The sequence below is a fragment of the Streptomyces sp. NPDC037013 genome, from assembly GCF_055607265.1.
On the sequence record NZ_JBVJRV010000002.1, the window covers coordinates 622,329 to 646,552 of the forward strand.

Sequence of the window (24,224 nt, forward strand, 5' to 3'; positions counted from 1 at the left end):
CTCTCCTAATTGCCGTAGTTAATTGCCGTTGTTGGTACGGGATTTGAGCACAGGTGCGATCACGTCGAGTGCCGCGGGGGAGGTCATCCCCAGGTGGGTGCAGTCCACTTCGAGTTCGTGGATCTCCCCGGTGACGTGGGCGTCCCACGCCTTGACGGCGTGGGGGTGCGCGTCGTTCGCGCGGCCGGAGCGGAAGGCCAGCACATCGCCGCGGAAGACGCCGGGCACGAAACGCCCCGCGATCCGTCGGTTGTTGGCTGCCACCCGGTGCAGGGCCTCGATGCCGTCCTCGCCGAGTCCGGCCAGCGGGCTGTCGTGCGCGCGCAGCAGCGCGGCGACCTCGCCGGTGGTGTAGGGGCCGCGCCGGGCAGCATCCGTCCCGCCGTCGCCCGCGGGTCCGGCCGTGTCCGCGGGTCCGGTCGCGTCCAGCGGTGCGGCCGCGTTCGCCAGTACGGAGAGGATCTCCTGCAGCAGGTCCGCCCCGCCGTCCTCCTCCCCGCCCGTCTCCCGGGGTGCCTCCCAGGCCGATGGGTAGGAGTCGAGGAGCGCGAGCAGCTCCACCTCCGCGCCCTCGCTTTGCAGCCGGACGGCGATCTCGTGCGCCACCAGACCGCCGAAGGACCAGCCCACGAGCCGGTACGGGCCCGTCGGCTGCACCTCGCGGATCCGGGCCGCGTACTCGGCGGCCATCGCGGGCAGATCGGCCGCGACGGCGTCGGCGGGGTTCAGGCCGCTCGCCTGGAGGGCGTACACGGTGGCGTCCGGGCCGAGCCGGGTGATGAAGCCGGTGTAGCACCAGCCGATGCCGACGACCGGGTGGACGAGGAAGTACGGGGCCTCGCCCTCGGGGCCGCCGGTGCCGCGCCGCCCTTCGCGCAGCCGCAGCAGTGGCGCGAACGGATCGTCGTCCGCCCCGTCCCCGCCGCCCTCGCCGCCGTCGCCGTCCGGGCCGAGCCGTCCGGCGAGGGCCGCCACGGTCGGTGCCTCGAAGACGCTGCGGATGGAGGCGGCGGTGCCCAGTTCGGCGCGGATGCGGTTCACCAGGCGGGTGGCGAGCAGGGAGTGGCCGCCGAGTTCGAAGAAGTCGTCGTCGATGCCGACGTCCGTCACCCCGAGCACCTCGGCGAAGAGCGCGCACAGCGCCGTCTCCCGGGCGGTGCGCGGCGCCCGGCCCGCGGTGCCGCGCGCGGCCGTCACGTCGGGCGCGGGCAGGGCCTTGCGGTCCACCTTGCCGTTCGGGGTGAGCGGCAGCGCGGGCAGCGTCACGACGGCCGCGGGCACCATGTAGTCCGGCAGCAGGCCGCGCACGTACGCGCGCAGCTCCTCGACGTCGACGCCCTTTGCCGGATCGGCGGGGACGGTGTACGCGACGAGACGCTTGATGCCGTGGCCGCCGGAGCGGTCCTCGTGGACGGCGGCCACGCTCCGCGCGACCGAGGCGTGCCGGGTCAGCACCGCCTCGATCTCGCCGAGTTCGATGCGGTATCCGCGGATCTTCACCTGGTGGTCGGTGCGGCTCAGGTACTCGAGCTCGCCGTCGGCCCTCCAGCGGGCCACGTCGCCCGTCCGGTACATGCGGGCGCCGGCCGGCCCGTGCGGGTCGGCGACGAAGCGGTCCGCGGTGAGCGCCGGCTGCGCCAGGTAGCCGCGTACGAGCCCCTCTCCGGCGAGGTACAGCTCGCCGGGGACGCCGGGCGGGACCGGGCGCAGGGCGCCGTCCAGGACGTAGGCGCGGGTGTTGCGGATGGGCCGCCCGATGGAGGGGCCCGCCTGCGCCGTGGCCGAGCGCCCCGTGCCGTCCCGTGCGCCGTCGTCCGCGGTGAGGGTCGCGGCCGTCGACCAGACCGTCGTCTCCGTCGGCCCGTAGAGGTTGGTGACCTCCGCGCCGGTGCGCGTCATCCGGTCCGCGACGTCGGGCGGCAGCGCCTCGCCGCCGACCAGCATGCGCAGGCCCTCGGCGGCGGTGGCCCGCTCGGTGAGCAGCGCGTGCCACAGCGTGGGCGTGGCCTGCATGATCGTCGAACCGCTGGCGCCGATGAGGTCGGCGAGGGCCGCGGGGTCGACGACGGCGGCCCGGTCGGCGACGACGACGCTCGCCCCGTGCAGCAGCGGCAGATGCAGTTCCAGGGCGTGGATGTCGAAGGCGACCGTCGTCACCGCGAGCATCCGGTCCGTGCCGGTGAGGGGGAACCGGTCGCCCATCGCCGTATGGAAGTTGAGGAGGCTGCGGTGCGGCACCACGACACCCTTGGGCGCCCCGGTGGAGCCCGACGTGAAGATCACGTACGCCGGGTGGTCGGGCCGCAGCGGGGCCACCCGCTCCGCGTCGGTGAGGTCCCGCCCGTCGTACCCGGCGGCCTCCGCGCGGAACCCCGCGTCGTCCAGGAGGAGCGCGCCGGCCGCGTCGGGCAGCCGGGCGGCACCGTCGAGCGTGGTGAGGACCGCCGCGGGCCGGGCGCCGGCGAGGACGGCCGCGACCCGGTCGCGGGGATGGCCGAGGTCCACCGGCAGGTAGGCGGCGCCCGCCTTCTGGACGGCGAGGAGCGCGACGACCAGGAGCGGCGAGCGCGGCACGGCGAGGGCGACCACGCTCTCCGGTCCCACCCCGCGCGCGACCAGGGCGCGCGCGACGCGGTTGGCCTCGGCGTTCAGCTCCGCGTACGTGAGACCGGCGCCGTCCGCCTCCCAGAGGGCGAGGGCGTCCGGGGTGCGGTGCGCCTGCTCCTCGAAGAGGGCGGGCCAGCACCGTTCGGACGGCTCGGCGGCGGTGTCGTTCCACTCGGTGAGGACGCGCCGCCGCTCGGCAGCGCCGAGCACGTCGACCCGCCCGGCCGGCAGGTCCGGGTCGGCCGCCACGGCGCGCAGGACGCGGTCAAGGCGGGCGGCCCAGCCGAGCACGGTCTCCTCGGTGAACAGGTCGGGGCGGTAGGTCAGGCGCAGCCGGATCGCCTCGCCGGGCAGCACGGTCAGGGTCAGCGGGTAGTGGGCGGCTCCGCTGCCCTCCGTACCGGCGATCTCCATGCCGCGGTAGGCGGGCGGGCCGTCACCGGCGGGCGCCGGGTAGTTCTCGAACACGTACAGCGTGTCGAAGAGTTCACCGCCCGGTCCCGCGAGGTGCTGGATCTCGCCGAGGCCGAGGTACTCGTGGGCGGCGAGGGCGGCGCGCTCCGTCTGGAGCCGCGCCATCATCGCCGTCACGGACTCGGCCGGGTCCACCCGCAGCCGTACCGGAAGGGTGTTGGCGAAGAGCCCGATCATGGACTCGACGCCGGGCAGGTCCGCCGGGCGCCCGGAGACCGTCGCGCCGAAGACCACGTCGTCCGTGCCGGTCAGCGCGGCGAGCACCAGCGACCAGGCGCCCTGCACCACGGAGTTGAGGGTCAGCCCGCGGCGCCGGGCCAGCTCCGTGAGGTCCGCGGTGAGCGCGGCGCCCAGGGAGGTCTCGGTCTCCTCGGGCACCACGGTCTCGCGCCCCGCGCCGGCCGGACCGAGCAGGGTCGGCTCCCGCAGCCCCTCCAGGTGGCGGCGCCAGGCCGCCTCGGCCTCCGTCCGGTCACGCCCGGCCAGCCAGCGCAGGTAGTCGCGGTAGGGCCGGGGCGGCGGCAGGGTGTGGTCGCCGCCGTCGTGCGCGTACATCGTGAACAGCTCGTGCAGCATCAGCGGCACGGACCAGCCGTCGAGCAGGATGTGGTGGCTGGTCATCACGAACCGGTACTCGCCCGGCGCGAGGCGGACGAGCAGGCAGCGCACCAGCGGTGGCTTGCGCAGGTCGAAGCGGGTCGCCCGGTCGTCGGCGAGCGCGGCGTCGAGCCGCTCCCGCCGTTCGCCGGGTGCCACCGGCGCCAGGTCGAGGAGCCGCCACGGCATCCGCACCCGGTCCGGCACGACCTGGACGGGCTCGCCGCCGCGCCGCTCGCGGAAGGCGCCGCGCAGGTTGCCGTGGCGGGCGAGCAGCCCGTCGGCCGCGCGGCGCAGCGCGCCGGCGTCCAGTTCACCGCGCAGGTCGAAGACGAACTGCAGGTGGTAGACGTCGGCGCCCTGCTCGTCGTACTGCGCGTGGAACAGGAAGCCCTCCTGCAGCGCCGTCAGCGGCAGCACGTCCTCGATGCGTGCCTTGGCGCGCGTCATCCCTGATCCCCGTCCTCGGCCGGGTGGCCGTCCGTGAAGGTGCCGAAGCCGTCTCCGGCGGTGCTGGGTTCACCGAACCCGTCGGGCCCGTCGAATCCGTCGAACCCGTCCGGGGCGTCGAACCCGTCGGAGCCGTCGAACCCGTCGGGCTCCCCGAACCCGTCGATCTCGTCCTCGAATACGTCGATCTCGTCCTGGTCGAGCGCCACCAGGTCGAAGTCGGAGGCCGTCGCGCCGCCCGCGTCGTCCCGCTCCACATGGCGGGCCAGCACGGTCAGCGCCCGCAGCCAGGCGTCCGCCATCGCGGCCACCTCGGCCTCGGTCAGGACGCCGTCCGCCCACGTCCACACGGCACGCAGCTCCGCGCCGTCCGCCGCCGCCCGGGCCACGGCGTTGACCGTGAGCGCGGTGCGCAGCGGCATCGCGCCCGGCGGCATCCCGGCGCCTTCCTCGTCCGCCGCCTCGGGCGCCAGGGCCCAGTCGGCGGTACGGCCCGGACCGTCGAACCGGCCCAGGTAGTTGAAGCCGATCTCCGGTGCCGCGAGCGCGGCGAGCCGGTCCGCGGTCTCCGGGTTGAGGTAGCGCAGCAGGCCGTGGCCGATGCCCTGGTCGGGCACCGCGCGCAGCTGCTCCTTGGCGCGCTTGAGCACGTTCCCGACGGCAGGTCCGGCCCGCCACAGGTCGTCCCAGTCCACCGCGCCGGGTTCGATCCGCACCGGGTGGACGCCGGTGAACCAGCCCACGGTGCGGGACAGGTCGAGCCCCGCGGCGAGCTCCTCGTGGCGGCCGTGGCCCTCGACCTCGATGAGCACCGGCTCGTCCCCCGGCCGGTCGCGGCCGGCGAGGACGGCGAGGGCCAGCGCGGTCAGCAGGACGTCGTTGACGCCCGCGTTGAAGGCGGCGGGCACCCGCGACAGGACCGTCTCGGTGACCGGGGCGGGCAGCGAGACCGCCAGGGACCGCGCGGTGGCGGTGGTGTCCCGCGCCGGGTCGAGGGCGCGCGCGCCGAGCGGCTGCCCGGAGTGCGCGTACAGGCTCTGCCAGAAGGCGAGTTCGGCGGTGCGGGACGGGCTGACCGCCTCCTCGGCGAGGAGCGTCGCCCAGCGCCGGAAGGAGGTGCCGACCGGCTCCGGGCGCGGGGTGCGGCCCGCGGCGGCGTCGTTCCACGCCGCGGCGAGGTCGTGCATCAGGACCCGCCAGGACACGCCGTCCACCGCGAGGTGGTGCAGGGCGAGCAGCAGCCGCCCCGAGGTGCCGGCGCCAGCGTCGAACCAGACCGCCTGGAACATCACGCCGTCCGCCGGGGAGAGCCGCTCGCCCGCGGCGGCGGCCTCCTTGGCGAGCACGGAGCGGGCCGAGGCCCGGTCCATGTTCGTCAGGTCGACGCGGCGCAGGCAGCCGGCGGCGGAGACCGCGCCGACGGGCCGCACCCGCATCCTCAAGTCGCCCTGACCGTCGTGGACTTCGAGGCGCAGCAGGTCGTGGTGGTCGGCCAGCGCCTGGAGGGCGGTCGCCAGAGTCGTCTCGGTCACCGCGGCGGGCACCTGGAGCAGCACGGACTGGTGGAGGCCGTCCAGGGTGCCGCCGCGCGCCAGCAGGTCGTGCACGACCGGGGTGAGCGGGATGTCGCCGGTGCCGTCGTCGGCGGAGGCGTCGCGCTGCGCGGTGACGGTGCCGGCGGCCGCGGCGAGCTGGGCCAGGGTCCGGGCCTGGAACACGTCCTTGGGGGCGAGTTCGAGGCCCGCGGCACGGGCCCGGCTGGCGAGCTGGATCGAGCCGATGCTGTCGCCGCCGAGCTCGAAGAAGTTGTCGTCGACGCCGACTTCACCGACGCCGAGGACTTCCCCGACGAGCCGGCACACGGTCTGCTCGCGCTCGGTGCGCGGGGCGGTCTTCGCGGTCGACCGGAACACCGGAGCGGGCAGCTTCGCCCGGTCCAGCTTGCCGTTGGCGGTCAGCGGCAGGGCGTCCAGGGCGACGACGGCCGCCGGGACCATGTAGTCGGGCAGCGACTCGGCGACATGGGAGCGCAGGAGCGCGGGGTCGACGCCGTGTGCCGGGTCGGCGGGGACGGCGTACGCGACGAGGCGCTTGTCGCCGGGCCGGTCCTCGCGGACCACGACGGCGCTCTGCGCCACCGAGGCGTGCCGGGTCAAGGCCGCCTCGATCTCGCCGGGTTCGATGCGGAAGCCGCGGACCTTGACCTGGTCGTCGGCGCGCCCCACGAACTCCAGCGTGCCGTCGTGCCGCCACCGCGCGAGGTCACCGGTGCGGTACATGCGGCCGCCCGCGGGCCCGTACGGGTCGGCGACGAACCGTTCGCCGGTCTGCGCGGCCCGGTCGAGATAGCCGCGCGCAAGACCGGCACCGGCGATGTACAGCTCGCCGACGCCGCCGACCGGCACCGGGGCGAGCGCCGCGTCCAGCACGTACACGCGGGTGTTGGCCATCGGGCGGCCGATCGGCAGCCGGTCGCCCGGCTCGTCGGCGGCCCTCACCGTGTGGGTGGTGGCGCACAGGGTGATCTCGGTCGGCCCGTACAGGTGCCGCACCACGACGTGCGGCGCCGCCCGCAGCACGCTCTCGACGGCCGCGACGGAGACGACGTCACCGCCGGTGAGGATCTCCCGCACGCCGCCGAGCGCGTCACCGAGGTCGTCGGCGACGACCCGGAAGAGCCCTGCCGTGAAGTGCACGCCGGTGACGCCCTCGGCGACGATGAGCCGCTTGAGCTCGGCGACGTCGGGTTCACCGGGCGGCGCGAGCACGACGCGCCCGCCGGAGAGCAGCGGCACCCACAGCTCGTAGTCGGAGATGTCGAAGGCGTACGGGGCGTGCATCAGGACCTGCCGGTGGTGGCCGCCCTCCGCCCACGCCGGGTCGAGCGCCAGTTCCAACAGGGAGCGGTGGGTGATCGCGATGCCCTTGGGCTTCCCGGTCGATCCCGAGGTGTGCATGACGTACGCGAGACCGTCGGGCCGCACCGGCACGGCGGGCCCCTCGTCGGCGGACCCGGTCTCCTCGGCGAGGACGACCTCGGCGGCGTTCGCGGGCAGCCCGCGCTCGCGCCAGACACGGTCGGTGACCAGGACGCGCGCGCCGGAGCCCGCGAGGACCTCCCGCATGCGCTCGTCCGGATAGCTCTCGTGCAGCGGGGCGTAGGCGGCGCCCGCCTTGAGGATGCCGAGGAGGGCGACCACGAGCTCCGCGGACCGCTCCATCAGGACGGCGACGCGGTCCTCGGGGCGCACCCCGAGTCCGGCGAGCCGGTGCGCGAGTCCGTTGGCGCGCCGGTCGAGTTCGGCGTAGGTCAGGTGCCGGTCCCCGATGGTCACGGCGACCGTGTCGGGGCAGGTGCGCGCGAGGGACGCGAAGGTGGCGTGCACCGTGGAGTCGAGCCCGTCGACGGGTACGTCGGTGGCGTTCCACTCGGTGAGGACCCGGTGGCGCTCGGCCGTCCCGAGGATGTCGATCCTTTCGACCGGCAGGTCGGGGTCGGCGAGCGCCGCGCCGAGGAGCCGTCGCAGCCGGACGGCGATCAGCTCGGCGCTCTCGTGGTCGAAGAGGTCGGTGCTGTACTCCAGCATGCCCCCGATGCCGCACGAGGTGCCCTGCTCGTCGGTGCGCTCCCGCAGGCTCAGCGACAGGTCGAACTTGGCGACGCCGATGTCGACGGGCTCCCCGCCGATCCGCAGGCCGGGCAGTTCGAGGTCGGCTTCGGGGGTGTTCTGGAAGGCGAGGAGGACTTGGAAGAGGGGGTGGCGGGCGCGGGAGCGGGTGGGGTTGAGGAGTTCGACGAGCCGTTCGAAGGGCACGTCCTGGTGGGCGTAGGCGTCGAGGTCGGTGGTCCGTACGCGGGTGACGAGCTCGCGGAAGGTGGGCTGGCCGGAGACATCCGTACGCAGCACGAGGGTGTTGGTGAAGAGGCCGATGAGGTCGTCGAGGGCTTCGTCGGTGCGGCCGGCGATGGGGCTGCCGATGGGGATGTCGTCTCCGGCGCCGAGCCGGTTGAGGAGGGCGGCGAGGGCAGCTTGGACGACCATGAACACGGAGGACGAGGAACGGCGCGCGAACTCGACGATCTGGGCGTGGAGTTTGGCGTCCCAGTCCACCGCCACACGCCCGCCGACATGGCTGGGCTCGGCGGGCCGGGGCCGGTCGGCGGGCAGGTCGAGCTCCTCGGGCAGCCCCGCGAGGGCGGTGCGCCAGTGGTCGAGCTGCCGCCGGGCGAGGGAGCCCGGCTCGTCCTCGTCACCGAGGAGTTCGCGCTGCCACAGGGCGTAGTCGGCGTACTGGACGGGCAGCGGCGCCCAGTCGGGGGCGTGGCCTTCGAGGCGGGCCGTGTAGGCCTCGCCCAGGTCGCGGGCGAGGGGACCCATCGACCAGCCGTCACCCGCGATGTGGTGCAGCGAGATCAGCAGCACGTGCTCGGTCTCGCCGACCGTGAACAGCGCGGCCCGCACCGGGAGTTCGCGGTCCAGATCGAAGCCCTGGCGCGCGGCAGCCGTCAGCAGACCCGGCAGCGCGTCCTCGTCGGTCCGTACGAGGGACAGGGTGAACGCGGCGTCGGCGGGCGCCAGGACGCGCTGCTCCGCCTGCCCGTCGCGCTCGGGGAAGACGGTGCGCAGCGACTCGTGCCGGGCGACGATGTCGCCGAGCGCGGCTTCGAGGGCGCCGGTGTCGACGGTGCCCGTCAGGCGCAGCACCACCGGCATGTTGTAGAGGGCGTCCGCGTCGTGGAGCCTGCCGAGCATCCACAGCCGGTGCTGGGCGAAGGAGAGCGGCAGCGGAGCGGGCCGCTCGCGGGGCTCCAGGGCGGGCCGCGCCTCCTCCGCCCCGGCCAGCGCCGCGAGCCCGGCGACGGTGGGCGTCTCGAACAGTGCGGCGAGGGGGAGTTCGGTGCCGAGGGCGGCGCGGATGCGGCTGACGAGGCGGGTGGCGAGCAGGGAGTGGCCGCCGAGGTCGAAGAAGCTGTCGTCGATGCCGACGGTCTCGACGCCGAGCACTTCGGCGAAGAGGCCGCACAGGACTTCCTCGCGCGGGGTGCGCGGGGCGCGGCCCGCGGCGGTCGCCGCGTAGTCCGGCACGGGCAGCGCGTCGCGGTGCACCTTGCCGGTGGGGGAGAGAGGTATCGCGTCCAGGGCGACGACGGCCGCCGGGACCATGTACTCCGGCAGCAGCTCCGCGACGTGGGAGCGCAGGAGCGCGGGGTCGATGCCGTGCGCCGGGTCGGCGGGGACGGCGTACGCGACGAGGCGCTTGTCGCCGGGCCGGTCCTCGCGTACGACGACGGCGGAGTGCGAGACGGACGGGTGCCGGTCGAGTACGGCGGCGATCTCACCGGGTTCGATGCGGAAGCCGCGCACCTTGACCTGGTCGTCGGCGCGTCCGAGATACTCCAGCTCGCCGTCGGCGTTCCAGCGCACCAGGTCGCCGGTGCGGTACATGCGCTCGCCGGGCTCACCGAAGGGGCAGGCCACGAACCGTTCCGCCGTCAGGCCCGACCGGTTCAGATAGCCCCGCGCGACACCGTCACCCGCCAGATACAGCTCACCCGTCACCCCGGCCGGAACCGGCCGCAGACCCGAACCGAGCACATAGGCGCGGGTGCCCGTCACCGGACGCCCGATCGGCGCGGAGACCGCCCCGGTCAGCGGGCTGCTGAGGGTGGCGCACACGGTCGACTCGGTGGGCCCGTACGCGTTGAGCATCGTGCGGCCGGACGACCAGCGGGCCGTCACCTCCGGCGGGCACGCCTCGCCCCCGGTGATCAGGCCGCGCAGCGTGGGCACGCTCGCCGGGTCCAGGGTGGCGACGAACGCGGGCGGCAGCATGGCGTGCGTGACGCCCGCTTCCGCGATGAGCCGCACCACGGCGTCCCCGGCGACCTGCTCGGGACGCGGCACCACCAGGGTCGCGCCGGCCAGCAGGGTCATCACCAGTTCACCGGCGGACGCGTCGAAGCTGAGCGAGGCGAACTGCAGGACGCGCGAGTCGCCGTCCACGCCCAGGGCCTCCTGGTGGGAGAGCGCGAGGCTCGCCAGGCCCCGGTGGGTGACCTGGACGCCCTTCGGGGTCCCGGTCGAACCCGAGGTGTACACGACGTACGCGGGGTGGCCCACGTGCAGCGGCACGACGCGGTCCGCGTCGGTCAGGTCGGCGCCGGACAGGCCGGCGGTGGCCGCGGCCGTGCCGGGGTCGTCGAGCCGCCAGCGCGGCACGGACACCGGCACCCGGTCCCCGGCGTCGCCCACCGTGAGCAGCCCCACGGGCGCGGCGTCCGCGCACATGTACGCGGCGCGCTCGGCCGGGTACTCCGGATCGATGTTCAGGTAGGCCGCGCCCGCCTTCACCACGGCGAGGGCCGCGATCACGAGCTCCGCCGAGCGCGGCATGGCCAGGGCCACCACCGAGTCGGGGCGCACCCCGCGGGAGACGAGCAGGCGGGCCAGGCGGTTGGCGCGGGCGTTCAGTTCCGCGTAGCCGAGGCTCTCGCCGTCGTGCAGGACCGCGGTCGCGCCGGGGGCCCGGGCGACCTGGGCCTCGAAGAGCGCGGGCAGCGTCGCCGCCTGCGCGCGGGCACCCTCGGCGGTGTTCCAGTCGGTGAGGACGTGCTGCCGCTCGGCGTCGTCGAGTACGTCGATCCGGCTGACCGGCACGTCCGGCTCGGCGACGGCGGCACGCAGCAGGTGCTCGAGGCGGCGCACCAGGGCGGCCGCGGTGCCGGGCTCGAACAGGTCGCGGTTGAACTCCAGCGTCCCGTCGACGGCACCGCCCGCGCCGCCCTGTTCCCGCACGCTGAACACCAGGTCGAACTTGGCGACATCGGTGGCGGCCGGTTCGGCCCCGATGGTGAGGCCGGGCAGTTCGAGGCCGACCTCGGGGGTGTTCTGGAGGACCAGCATCACCTGGAAGAGGGGGTGTCGGGCGCGGGAGCGGGTGGGGTTAAGGAGTTCGACGAGCCGTTCGAAGGGCACGTCCTGGTGGGCGTAGGCGTCGAGGTCGGTGGTCCGTACGCGGGTGACGAGCTCGCGGAAGGTGGGCTGGCCGGAGACATCCGTACGCAGCACGAGGGTGTTGGTGAAGAAGCCGACGAGGTCGTCGAGGGCTTCGTCGGTGCGTCCGGCGATGGGGCTGCCGATGGGGATGTCGTCTCCGGCGCCGAGCCGGTTGAGGAGGGCGGCGAGGGCGGCCTGGACGACCATGAACACGGAGGACGACGACTCGCGCGCGAACTCGGCGACACGCTCGTACAGTTCGGCGTCCCACACGAACGGCACCATGCCGCCCCGATGGCTCGCTGTCGCCGGACGGGGGTGGTCGGTGGGCAGGTCGAGCTCTTCGGGCAGCCCCGCGAGCGCGCTCTGCCAGTGGTCCAGCTGGCGCCGGGCGAGGGAGCCCGGCTCGTCCTCGTCGCCGAGGAGGTCGTGCTGCCACAGGGCGTAGTCGGCGTACTGGACGGGGAGAGGTGCCCAGTCGGGCGCGGTGCCGCAGAGCCGGGCCGCGTACGCGGTGCCGAGGTCATGGGCGAAGGGGGCCATCGACCAGCCGTCGCCCGCGATGTGGTGGAGCGAGACGAGAAGGACGTGCTCGGACGCGGAGAGGCGGAACAGCCGTGCGCGCAGCGGCAGTTCGCGCGCGAGGTCGAAGCCTTCGCGGGCCGCCTCGGTCAGCAGCTCCGGGAGTCGCCGTTCGTCGGTGTCGGTGACCGGCAGCGGGAGGTCCCAGGTGTCGAGGACGGCTTGGCGTGCTTCGCCGTCGATCTCGGGGAAGACCGTGCGGAGGGATTCGTGGCGTGTGACGACGTCGTTGAGGGCGGTGTGCAGGGCGTCGTGGTCGAGGTCGCCGCGCAGTCGGAGTACGACGGGCATGTTGTAGAGGGCCGTGGAGTCCTCAAGGCGGTTGAGGAACCACAGGCGGCGCTGGGCGAACGACAGCGGCACCGAAGCGGGACGCTCCGAGGGGCGCACGAGTGCCGGCCGCGCCTCATCCGCTCCGGAGAGTGCCGCGAGCCCGGCCACGGTGGGCGTGTCGAAGAGTGCGGCGAGGGGGAGTTCGGTGCCGAGGGCGGCGCGGATGCGGCTGACGAGGCGGGTGGCGAGCAGGGAGTGGCCGCCGAGGTCGAAGAAGCTGTCGTCGATGCCGACGGTCTCGACGCCCAGGACCTCCGCGAAGAGGCCGCACAGGACCTCCTCGCGCGGGGTACGCGGGGCGCGGCCGACGGCGGTCGCGGCGTAGTCGGGCGCGGGCAGGGCGCGGCGGTCGAGCTTGCCGTTCGGGGTCAGGGGCAGGGCGTCGAGGGCGACGACGGCGGCCGGGACCATGTACTCGGGCAGCAGACCGGCGGCATGGGCACGCAGCGCGGCCTGGTCGATGCCGTGCGCCGGGTCGGCGGGGACGGCGTACGCGACGAGGCGCTTGTCGCCGGGCCGGTCCTCGCGGACGACGACGGCGGAGTGCGAGACGGCGGGGTGCCGGTCGAGTACGGCGGCGATCTCGCCGGGCTCGATGCGGAAGCCGCGGATCTTGACCTGGTCGTCGGCGCGGCCCAGGTACTCCAGTTCGCCGTCGGCGTTCCAGCGCACCAGGTCCCCGGTGCGGTACATGCGCTCGCCGGGCTCACCGAAGGGGCAGGCCACGAACCGCTCGGCCGTCAGACCCGGCCGTCCCAGGTAGCCGCGTGCCACACCGCTGCCCGCGACGTACAGCTCACCGGGCACACCGACCGGGACCGGAAGGAGCCCCGAACCGAGCACGTAGAAACGGGTGTTGGCGAGCGGGCGGCCGATCGGCAGCGGGCCGGGGGCGAGTTCCTCGCCGGGCGCGACACGGTGCTCGGCGCAGCTGACGGTGGTCTCCGTCGGGCCGTACACGTTCCGCACGGCGACCGTCGGGTGCGCGGCGCGCCAGGTGTCGAGCGCCCCGGCGGTCAGGGCCTCGCCCGCAAGCAGGAGATCGCCGGTGGGGGAGGCGTGGTCCGGCAGCGCCTCCAGGATCGGCAGATGGCTGGGGGTCGCCTTCAGCAGGGTCGGCGCGGTGCCGGGCAGGCCCTCGTCGTCGAGACTGCCCACGGTCACGCGGCCGCCGACCGTCAGCGGCGTGAGGAGCGCCGTCACCGTCATGTCGAACGACACCGAGGAGTGGAGCAGCGCGGAGCCGCCCGCGCTCGGGTAGCTCGCGCCCGCCCACGCCAAGTAGTCGACGAGGTTGCGCTGTTCGACGACGACGCCCTTGGGGGTGCCCGTGGAGCCCGACGTGTAGATCACGTACGCCGGGTGGTGCGGGCGCAGCGGAGCGGTCCGCCGCGCGTCGTCCGGATCGTCGGCCACGGGCGCGATGGTGTCGCAGACCAGTCGCGGCACGCTGGTGAACTCGTCGCGTCCGCGGACCGTGTCCTCGGTCGTCAGGAGCAGCGCGGGGGCGGCGTCGCCCAGCATGTACGCGATGCGGTCGGCCGGGTAGGCGGGGTCGACCGGCAGGTAGGCGGCACCCGCCTTCAGGACGCCGAGGAGCGCGGCGAGCAGCAGCGGCGACGGCGGCAGGGCGACGGCGACCAGGTCCTCGGGGCCCGCACCGCGCCCGGTCACCTGCCGGGCCACGCCGTTGGCGAGGGCGTTCAGCTCCGCGTAGCTCAGCCGTTCGATGCCGTGCGCGACGGCGGTCGCCTCGGGCGTACGGGCGGCCTGGGCCTCGAAGAGTTCCGGCAGGGTCGTGCCGCGGACCTCGGTGGCGGTGGCGTTCCACGCGGTGAGGACGCGGTGCCGCTCGTCGGCGTCCAGGATGCCGGCCGCGGCGACGGGGGCGTCCGGGTCGGCGAGGAGGGCCCGCAGGAGGCGTTCGAGCCGGGCGGCGAGCGCCGCCGCGGTGCGGTGGTCGAACAGGTCGCCGTTGTACTCCAGGGTTCCGGCGATGCCACCGGGGCCCTGGTCGCCCTGGCGCTCCTGGACGTTGAACGACAGGTCGAACTTGGCGACCCCCACGTCCGCGGGCTCGACCCCGAAGGTCAGGCCGGGCAGTTCGAGGTCGGCTTCAGGGGTGTTCTGGAAGGCGAGGAGGACTTGGAAGAGGGGGTGGCGGGCGCGGGAGCGGGTGGGGTTGAGGAGTTCGACGAGCCGTTCGAAGGGCACGTCCTGGTGGGCGTAGGCGTCGAGGTCGGTGGTCCGTACGCGGGTGACGAGCTCGCGGAAGGTGGGCTGGCCGGAGACATCCGTACGCAGCACGAGGGTGTTGGTGAAGAAGCCGACGAGGTCGTCGAGGGCTTCGTCGGTGCGTCCGGCGATGGGGCTGCCGATGGGGATGTCGTCTCCGGCGCCGAGCCGGTTGAGGAGGGCGGCGAGGGCGGCCTGGACGACCATGAACACCGAGGACGACGACTCGCGCGCGAACTCGGCGATGCGCCCGTGCAGTTCGGCGTCCCAGTCCACGGCGACGCGCCCACCGGTGTGGCTGCCGACCGTCGGGCGGGGCCGGTCGGCGGGGAGCGCCAGCTCATCGGGCAGCCCGGCGAGCGCCGAGCGCCAGTGGTCGAGCTGCTGACGGACGAGGGAGCCCGGCTCGTCCTCGTCGCCGAGGAGTTCGCGCTGCCAGAGTGCGTAGTCGGCGTACTGGACGGGGAGAGGTGCCCAGGCGGGAGCGGTGCCGCCGAGGCGGGCCGTATAGGCCTCGCCCAGGTCGCGGGCGAGGGGGCCCATCGACCAGCCGTCACCCGCGATGTGGTGCAGCAACAGGGCGAGGACGTGCTCATCCTCCCCGACCTTGAACAGACGTGCGCGCAGCGGCAGTTCGCGCGCGAGGTCGAAGCCTTCGCGGGCCGCCTCGGTCAGCAGCTGCGGGAGCTGCTGTTCGTCGGTGTCGGTGACCGGCAGCGGGAGGTCCCAGGTGTCGAGGACGGCTTGGCGTGCTTCGCCGTCGATCTCGGGGAAGACCGTGCGGAGGGATTCGTGGCGTGTGACGACGTCGTTGAGGGCGGCGTGCAGGGCGTCGTGGTCGAGGTCGCCGCGCAGGCGCAGGACGACGGGCATGTTGTAGAGGGCCGCGGAGTCCTCAAGGCGGTTGAGGAACCACAGGCGGCGCTGGGCGAACGACAACGGCACCGAAGCGGGACGCTCCGAAGAGCGCACCAGCGCGGGCCGCGCCTCCTCCGCCCGCGCGTCCGCGATCAGGTCGGCGAGCCCGGCCACGGTGGGGCTCTCGAACAGCGCGGCCAGCGGGAGTTCGGCGCTCAGCACCGTCCGGATGCGGCTCACCAGACGGGTGGCGAGCAGCGAGTGGCCGCCGAGGTCGAAGAAGCTGTCGTCGACGCCGACCCGCTCCACCCCCAGGACCTCCGCGAACAGAGCGCACAGGGCCTCCTCGCGCGGGGTGCGCGGGGCACGGCCCGCCGCCGGCGCGGTGGACTCCGGCGCGGGCAGTGCGCGGCGGTCGAGCTTGCCGTTCGGGGTCAGCGGCAGGGCGTCCAGGGTGACCAGGGCGGCCGGGACCATGTACGCGGGCAGCAGCGCGGCGACGTGGGCGCGCACCTCCGCGACGTCGACGCCGGTCGCCTCGCCGGCCGGGACGACGTAGCCGACGAGGCGCTTGTCGCCGGGCCGGTCCTCCCGTACCACCACGGTCGCCCGTGCCACCGCCGGTGCGGTGGCCAGCGCGGACTCGATCTCGCCGAGCTCCACGCGCAGACCGCGGATCTTGACCTGCTCGTCGGCGCGGCCGAGGTACTCCAGTTCGCCGTCGGCGGTCCTGCGCACCAGGTCGCCGGTGCGGTACATGCGCTCGCCGGGCGCCCCGAAGGGGCAGGCGATGAACCGTTCCGCCGTCAGGGCCGGCCGGCCCAGGTAGCCGCGCGCGACACCGTCGCCCGCGAGGTAGAGCTCTCCCGCGACACCGGTGGGGACCGGGCGCAGCCACGCGTCGAGGACGTAGGCGCGCATGTTGGGGACGGGTGAGCCGATGGACGGGCGGGCGGAGCCCGACAGGGGGCCGCTCAGCGTGCCGCAGACCGTGATCTCGGTGGGGCCGTACGCGTTGAGCATCGTCCGCCCCGCCGACCAGCGGGCCACCAGCTCGCCCGACGACGCCTCGCCGCCGACGAGCAGCGTGCGCACCGACGGCAGGTCGCCCGGGTCGAGGACGTCGAGCACGGACGGCGGCAGCAGCGTGTGGGTGATCCGCTGCCGGGCGGCCAGCTCGACCAGCGGGGCGCCGGGCCGCAGCCGGTCCGCGGGGGCGAGCACCAGCGCCGCCCCGGAGAGCAGCGCCATGGACAGCTCCCAGAACGCCGCGTCGAAACTGAACGAGGCGAACTGCAGCACCCGGTCGCCGGGCCCGAGCCGCCACACGTCACGCGTGGCGAGGAGCCCGGCCACGCCGGTGTGCGGGACGACGACGCCCTTGGGGCGGCCCGTGGAGCCCGAGGTGTAGATGACGTACGCCGGGTGCGAGCGGCACAGCGGGGTGCGGCGCTCCGCGTCGGTGAGGTCGTGCGCGGCGAGGCCGGTCAGGTCCGCCGTGCCCGGGTCGAGGTGGGCGGTGCCGGGCGGCAGGGCGGCGGCGAGGCCGCCGGTGGCGAGGGTGAGCGCCGGGGCCGCGTCGGCCAGCATGTAGGCGATGCGGTCGGCCGGGTAGGCGGGGTCGACCGGCAGGTAGGCGGCGCCCGCCTTCAGGACGGCGAGGACCGCGACGGGCAGCTCCGCCGAGCGTGCCATCATGAGGGCCACCGTGTCCTCGGGGCCGATGCCCCGCCGTACGAGCAGCCGGGCCAGCCGGTTGGCGCGCGCGTTCAGCTCGCCGTAGCTGAGCGTGACGTCCTCGTATATGACGGCGGGCGCGCCGGGGTCGAGGGCGGCCCGCTCCTCGAACAGCTCGGGGACGGTGCGGGCGGGGAGGTCCGCGCCGGTGTCGTTGACGCCCGCGGTGAGCCGGTCGTACTCGGCCTCCGTGAGGAGGTCCAGGTCGCCGATGCGGAGCCCGGGGTCGGCCGCGGCGGCCGACAGGAGCCGCAGCAGCCGCCCCGTGAGCTGTTCGACGGTGGACGCGTCGAACAGGTCGGTGCTGAACTCGACGAAGCCTTCGAGCCCGGCGGGGGAGCCGTCGGCGTCCCGGGTCTCCGTCAGGCTCAGGGACAGGTCGAACTTGGAGCCGCCCGGGTGGACGCCGTGGTGTTCGACGGCGAGGCCCGGCAGCGTCATCGCGGACGCGGGGGTGTTCTGCAGGGCGAGGAGGATCTGCACCAGCGGCTGCCGGCCGGCGGCGCGGGCCGGGTTGAGTGCCTCGACGAGCCGCTCGAACGGCAGGTCCTGGTGGGCGTAGGCGGCCAGGTCGGCGGTGCGGACCCGGTCCACGAGCTCCCCGAAGCGGGGGTTGCCCGAGGTGTCGGTGCGCAGCACGAGGGTGTTGACGAAGAACCCGACGAGATCGTCGAGCGCCTCGTCGGTGCGGCCCGCGACGGGGCTGCCGACGGGGATGTCGTCACCGGCGCCCAGCCGGCTCAGAAGCGCGGCGAGGCCCGCCTGGAGCACCATGTGCAGGGTCGCGCCGCGGGCCCCGGCGAGCGCGGTGAGCGCGCGGTGCAGTCCGGCGTCGACGGAGACGGGCAGGGCGCCGCCCTCGTGGCCGGGGGTGGCCGGGCGGGGCCGGTCGGTGGGGAGCGCCAGCTCATCGGGCAGCCCCGCGAGGGCGGCGCGCCAGTGGTCGAGCTGCTGACGGACGAGGGAGCCCGGCTCGTCCTCGTCGCCGAGGAGTTCGCGCTGCCACAGGGCGTAGTCGGCGTACTGAACGGGCAGTGGCCGCCAGTCGGGGGCGTGGCCTTCGAGGCGGGCCGCGTAGGCCTCGCCCAGGTCGCGGGCGAGCGGTGCCATGGACCATTCGTCGCCGGCGATGTGGTGCATGACGAGGGCGAGGACGTGGTCGCGGGCGCCGAGGGCGAACAGCGCGGCCCGCACCGGTATCTCGCGGGACAGGTCGAAGCCGGTCCGGGCGGCGGCTTCGAGGAGCGCGGGCAGTTCCCGCTCGTCGGTGTCGGTGACCGGCAGCGGGACGTCCCAGCTGCCGAGGACCGACTGGCGTGCCTCGCCGTCGGTCTCGGGGAAGACCGTGCGCAGCGATTCGTGGCGGCCGACGACGTCGTGGAGGGCGGCGCGCAGGGCGCCCCGGTCCAGGTCGCCGCGGAGCCGCAGCGCCAGCGGCATGTTGTACGTCGATCCCGCGCCGCCGGCCCGGCGCAGGAACCACAGCCGCCGCTGGGCGAAGGAGAGCGGCAGTACCTCGGGCCGCTCCCGCGGCACCAGGGCCGGGCGCGCGGGCGCCGCGTCGCCGAGGCTGCCGGCGAGCCCGGCGACGGTCGGGGCCTCGAAGAGCCTGGCCAGCTGGACCTCGGCGCCGAGTTCGGCGCGGACGCGTACGGCGAGCCGGGTGGCGAGCAGCGAGTGGCCGCCGAGGTCGAAGAAGTTGTCGTCGATGCCGACCTCGGCCACGCCGAGGACCTCGGCGAAGAGCCGGCACAGGGTCTCCTCGCGGGCGTCGCGCGGGGCGCGCCCGCCACCGCCGTCGAACCGGGGCGCGGGCAGGGCGCGCCGGTCCAGCTTGCCGTTGACCGTCAACGGCAGCGCGTCCAGGGCCACCACGGCCGCCGGGACCATGTACGAGGGCAGGGCCTCGCTCGCGTGCGCCCGCAGCGCGGCGGTGTCCAGGGCGGTGCCGCGCGGCACCGCGTAGGCGACGAGACGCTTGTCGCCGGGCCGGTCCTCGCGGACGACGACGGCGACCTCGGCGACGTCCGGGTGGCGGTCGAGGACCGCCTCGATCTCGCCGAGTTCGATGCGGAAGCCGCGGATCTTCACCTGCTGGTCGGCGCGGCCCTCGTAGGAGAGGAGGCCGTCGGCGGTCCAGCGGGCCAGGTCGCCGGTGCGGTACATGCGCTCGCCGGGACCGCCGAAGGGGCAGGCCACGAACCGTTCGGCGGTCAGCGCGAAGCGGCCCAGGTAGCCGCGGGCCAGCCCGGCGCCCGCCACGTACAGCTCGCCGACCGCGCCGGGCGGCGCGGGCCGCAGCCGGTCGTCGAGGACGTAGGCACGCAGGTCGGGCAGGGCGGGCCCGACGGTGCTTCCGCTGTCCGCGGCGGCGCTCTCGCGGGTCAGGGCCTGCCGGGTGACGTGCACGGTCGTCTCGGTGATGCCGTACATGTTGACGAGCGTCGGGGCGTCGTCGGCATGCCGCTCGTACCACTCGGCGAGCCGGCCCGGGACCAGCGCCTCACCGCCGAACACGACGTGGCGCAGGGCGAGTTCGGTGCCGGCCTTGCGCTGGTCGGCCTGGATGAGCTGGTAGAACGCCGACGGGGTCTGGTTGAGGACGGTGACGCGCTGCTCGGCGAGGAGGCCGAGGAACGCCTCGGGGGAGCGGGACACGGCGTGTGGCACCACGACGAGCCGGCCGCCGTACAGCAGGGCGCCCCACAGTTCCCACACCGAGAAGTCGAAGGCGTACGAGTGGAACAGCGTCCACACATCGTCGGGCCCGAAGCCGAACTGCTCCTCGGTGGCGGAGAACAGCCGGGTGACGTTGCGGTGGGTGACGACCACGCCCTTGGGGCGGCCCGTCGAACCCGACGTGAAGATGGTGTACGCGGGGTGGTCGGCGCGGAGCGGGGCGGACCGGTCGGCGTCGGTGGGATCGTGCGCGGGCTCCGGCCCGAGGTCGCGCACCGAGTCGACGCCGTCGAGGACGAGGACGGGGCGCGCCTCGTCGAGGACGGCCTCGCGCCGGGCGGCCGGCGCGTCCGGGTCGACGGGCAGATAGCCGGCGCCGCTCTTGAGGACGGCGAGGACGGCGACGACCAGCTCCACGGAGCGCGGCAGGACCAGGCCGACCAGGCTCTCCGGCCCGGCGCCGCGCGCGATCAGCCGGTGGGCGAGCCGGTTGGCCCACGTGTTGAGCTGGGCGTACGTGAGGGTGGTGTCCTCGTGGACCACGGCCACGGCGTCGGGCGTGTGCCGGGCGCGCTCCTCGAACCGGGCGGGCAGGGTGCCCGCGTCCAGATCGGTGGCGGTGGGGTTCCACTCGGTGAGGACCCTGTCGCGTTCGCGCGGGTCCATGACGTCGACGGTGCCGATCGGGCGGTCGGGGTCGGCGGTCAGGGCCCGCAGGTAGGCGAGGAAACGGCGCCCGTGACCTGCGATGTCCTCCTCGCCGTACGCGGCGGTGTTGCCCGCCATGCGCACCCCGATGCCGTCGTCTCCGCTGCCGCCCTCGAAGACGAGCACCAGGTCGTCGACGGGACCGCTGGGCATGCCGTGCGCCGCGCCCGTGCACGGGCCGAACCGCAGCCCCTCCTCCAGCGGCAGGAAGTTGATGGAGGGCCCGAACATGCGGCGTGAGAAGCCGCCGAGGCCGAGGTCCTTGCGCAGGTCCTCGCCGCGGTAGCGCTGGTGGCGCAGGAGGCCGCGCATCTCCTGGCCGACGAGGCGCTGGAGTTCGGCGAAGGTGAGGGCGGGGTCCACCGCGACCCGCAGCGGCAGCACGTTCGACGCCATGCCCGGCGTGGACTTGGTGACCGGGGTGAGGCGCCCGGTGACGGGGAAGCCGAGCACGACGTCGTCGGTGCGGGTGAAGTGCCGCAGATACGCGGTGGCGGCCGCGGTCAGGGTGACCTGCCAGGTGGAACGGGCCTGCCGCGCCAGCGTCTTGATCTCGGTGAAGTAGTCGGCGTCCAGGCGGCCTTCGTACCGCGGGGACTCGCCCCACAGGCCGGTGGCGCGGTCGGGGAGGTTGAGGATCTCGGAGTCGTCGCCGAATCGGTCGAGCCAGTACTCGCGGTCCCGGTCGCTGCGCTCGCTCTCCGTGTACTTCACGTGTTCGTCGGTGAATTCGGCGAGCGACGAGAAAGGACTCGCGGAAAAGCCGCCGTCCTCTCCCGACACGAGTTCCGTGTAGCAGTCGGCCACGCGCTGGACGAGAAGACTGAATCCATAGGCGTCGCAGACGATGTGGTGCACACGCGTGTACCAGTAGAAGCGGTCCGGGGCGATCCGGAACAGCATCTGTACGAACAGCGGTCCTGTGCGCAGGTCGAAGGGCCGGTCGAGGTCCTCCTGCATCGCCGCGAGCGCCGCGGCGTGCGGGTCGTCCGTGGTGGACACGTCGATGAGGGGCAGCGGCCAGTCGCGTTCGGCGCGCACCGCCTGCCACGGCTCGCCGGCCGTCTCGCCGAAGGTGACGTGGAGCGCCTCGGCCTCGTCGACGGCCTGCCGCAGGGCCTTCTCGAATGTGCCCTCGTCGAGCGGCCCGCGGATCTCCACATAGCCGTTGATGTTGTACAGGAGGCTGTTCGGAGCCAGTTCCTGGGCGAACCAGATGCGCTGCTGCGCGGCCGACAACGCGTGACCGGTGGAATGCGTACCCTCGAACACCCTGCGAATCCCCCACGGATAAACGGGGGCAGGTGAAATTCTCGCGCCTCTGGCCCCCCGGCACGAGGGGCACTTGCCGCATCCCACGCGCACTTTCCAAAGTCGAACAAGATCATGTTACATCCGGCGCGAGGCGGTCGAGCACGGGTCAAGTGCGACTCGACGCGCGAATCACGCTCCGTCATGTTGCCTTTCTCATATGGCATTTGGTCGCGGAAGCGCTTATGGACACGGCTTCTGGCGAATCGCCGATTGGCACGCAGGTGCGTCTTGACACTCAGTGCCAGCTACGGCAGCTTGTGCCGTATGAAGAGTGAGCGGAGCTGGACCGCAGAGCAGATTCCCGACCAGAGCGACCGCGTCGTCCTCGTCACCGGTGCCAACAGCGGCCTCGGCCTCGCGACCGCGCGGGCCCTCGCGGGCAAGGGGGCGCACGTGATCCTCGCCGTGCGGGACCCGGCCAAGGGCGAGCGGGCGGCCGCCGCGATCACCGCCGCGCACGGAGCCGCGCGCCTACAGGTGCGCCAAGTCGACCTGGCCGACCTGGAGTCGGTGCGCGCCTTCGCCGGCAAGGTGCGGGCCGACCACGCCCGCCTGGACGTACTCGTCAACAACGCGGGCGTCATGGCCCCGCCCCGCACGCTCAACCCCCAGGGCCACGAGGTGCAGTTCGCCGCCAACCACCTCGGCCACTTCGCGCTGACCGGGCTCCTGCTCGACCTGCTGGAGGGCGGCGCCGACTCCCGCGTGGTCACGGTGAGTTCGCCCAACCACCGGCAGGGTCGGCTCTTCTTCGACGACCTCTCCGGCGAGCGCTCGTACGCGCCCATGGCGTACTACAACCAGTCGAAGCTGGCCAACACCGTCTTCGGCCAGGAGCTCCACCGGCGCCTCACCGCGGCCGGCAGCCGGGTGCGCAGCGTGCTCGCGCATCCCGGCTACACCGCGACCAACCTCCAGACCAGCGCACCGGTCGCCAAGGTGAAGTTCCTCTTCGGCCGCCTCCTGCTGCCGCTCGCCCAGACCCCGGACCGGGGCGCCCTGCCCCAGCTGTACGCGGCGAGCGCCCCGGACGTGGCGGGCGGCGACTTCTTCGGCCCCGACGGCTTGGCCGAGCTGAGGGGCGCGCCGAAGAGGGTGCCGCCGGCCCCGAGAGCGGTGGACCCCGCGACCGGCCGCAGGCTGTGGGAGGTGTCGGAGGAACTGACCTCCGTGCGGTACGCGTTCGGCGGCGCGAAAGCCTGAGCGGCGGCGGGGGCGCGGGGGCACACTGCCGCCATGGACATCTGCCGGCTGGACGCCACCGAGCTCGTACGCCTGGTCCGTCGCCGTGAGCTCGCCGCCCGCGAGGTGGTCACGGCCCATCTGGAGCGGATCGAACGGGTCAACCCCGCCGTCAACGCGATCGTCACGCTCGACGCCGACGGTGCGCTCGCCGCCGCCGCGGCAGCCGACGAACGCCTCGCCCACGGCCAGGAACCCGGGCCCCTGCACGGGCTGCCCATCGCCTTCAAGGACACCCACCTCACCCGCGGCATGCGCACCACCTACGGCTCCCCGCTCCTCGCCGACTTCGTGCCCGGCGAGGACGAGCTCCTCGTCACACGGATCGAGGCGGCGGGCGCGATCCGCCTCGGCAAGACCAACGTCCCCGAGTTCGCGGCCGGTTCACACACCGTCAACCCCGTCTTCGGCGCGACGCGCAACCCGTACGACCTCACCCGCAGCGCGGGCGGCAGCAGCGGGGGCGCGGCCGCCGCCCTCGCCGCGGGGCTCCAGCCCCTCGCCGACGGCAGCGACATGGGCGGCTCGCTGCGCAACCCCGCCTCCTTCTGCAATGTCGTGGGGTTGCGCACCACCCCGGGCCGCGTCCCCCGCCACCCGGCCATCGACGCCTGGGACAGCCTGACCGTCGCGGGCCCGCTGGCCCGCACCGTCGCCGACGCCGCGCTGCTGCTCTCCGTCATGGCCGGACCCGACCCGCGCTGCCCGCTCTCCCTCCAGGAACCCGGCACCACGTTCCGCGCGCCCCTGGACCGGGACCTTCGGGGGCTGCGGGTCGCCTGGGCGCCCGACCTGGGCGGCTGCGTCCCGGTCGACCGGGACGTACGCGCCGTACTGGCCGGGCAGGGCGCGGTGTTCGAACGGCTGGGGTGCACCGTCGAGGAGGCCTGCCCCGACCTCGACGGCGCCGACGACGTCTTCCGCGTCCTGCGCGCCCAGGCCTTCCAGCAGTCGCTCGGGCCCTACCTCGACGCGTCGCGCGACGCGGTGCGGCCCACCATCGCCCGGAACATCGAGGAGGGCCGCGGGCTGACCGGGAACGACCTGGCCCGCGCCGCCGCCGAGCGCACCCGTATCCACCTCGCCGCCGTCCGCTTCTTCGAGCGGTACGACGTGCTGATCGCCCCCGTCAGCCAGGTCGCGCCGTTCCCCGTGGAGTGGGAGTACCCCCAGGTCGTCGACGGGCAGCCGCAGCACACCTACATCGACTGGATGCGCTCGGCCTACCTCGTCTCGGTGCTCGGCGCCCCCGCCCTCTCCGTACCCGCCGGCTTCACGCCCGAGGGTCTGCCGGTCGGCCTGCAGATCGTCGGGCCGCCGCGCGCCGAGCGGACCGTGCTGGAGGTGGGCGCCGCCCTTGAGGCCGCGACGGGACACGGCCGCCACCGCCCGCCGCTCCCGGCCTGACCC

4 protein-coding genes are annotated in these 24,224 nt (G+C 74.4%); 2 read left to right on the forward strand and 2 right to left on the reverse strand.

Features of this window, described 5'->3' with window-relative positions; all coding sequences use genetic code 11:
* Nucleotides 1–18: 18 nt before the first annotated feature.
* Both ACZ7DY_RS07970 and ACZ7DY_RS07975 read right to left on the reverse strand, forming a co-directional pair.
* A complete protein-coding gene (locus ACZ7DY_RS07970) occupies nucleotides 19–4,128 on the reverse strand; it encodes an amino acid adenylation domain-containing protein (RefSeq protein WP_471131457.1) in 4,110 nt (1,369 codons plus the stop codon).
* On the reverse strand, nucleotides 4,125–21,530 hold the full coding sequence (locus tag ACZ7DY_RS07975; protein WP_471131459.1) for a non-ribosomal peptide synthase/polyketide synthase: 17,406 nt from the start codon (nucleotides 21,528–21,530) through the stop codon (nucleotides 4,125–4,127). Before ACZ7DY_RS07975 ends, ACZ7DY_RS07970 begins: the two co-directional genes overlap by 4 nt.
* A gap of 306 nt (nucleotides 21,531–21,836) precedes the next feature.
* On the opposite strand from ACZ7DY_RS07975, the gene ACZ7DY_RS07980 reads away from it, so the two are divergent.
* Together ACZ7DY_RS07980 and ACZ7DY_RS07985 are read left to right on the forward strand one after the other, a co-directional pair.
* Complete coding sequence (locus ACZ7DY_RS07980; RefSeq protein ID WP_471131462.1) at nucleotides 21,837–22,775, forward strand: oxidoreductase; 939 nt, start codon at nucleotides 21,837–21,839, stop codon at nucleotides 22,773–22,775.
* Nucleotides 22,776–22,808: 33 nt separating this feature from the next.
* Nucleotides 22,809–24,221, forward strand: a complete 1,413-nt coding sequence (locus ACZ7DY_RS07985; RefSeq protein ID WP_471131464.1) for an amidase — start codon at nucleotides 22,809–22,811, stop codon at nucleotides 24,219–24,221.
* The last annotated feature ends 3 nt before the right edge of the window (nucleotides 24,222–24,224 follow it).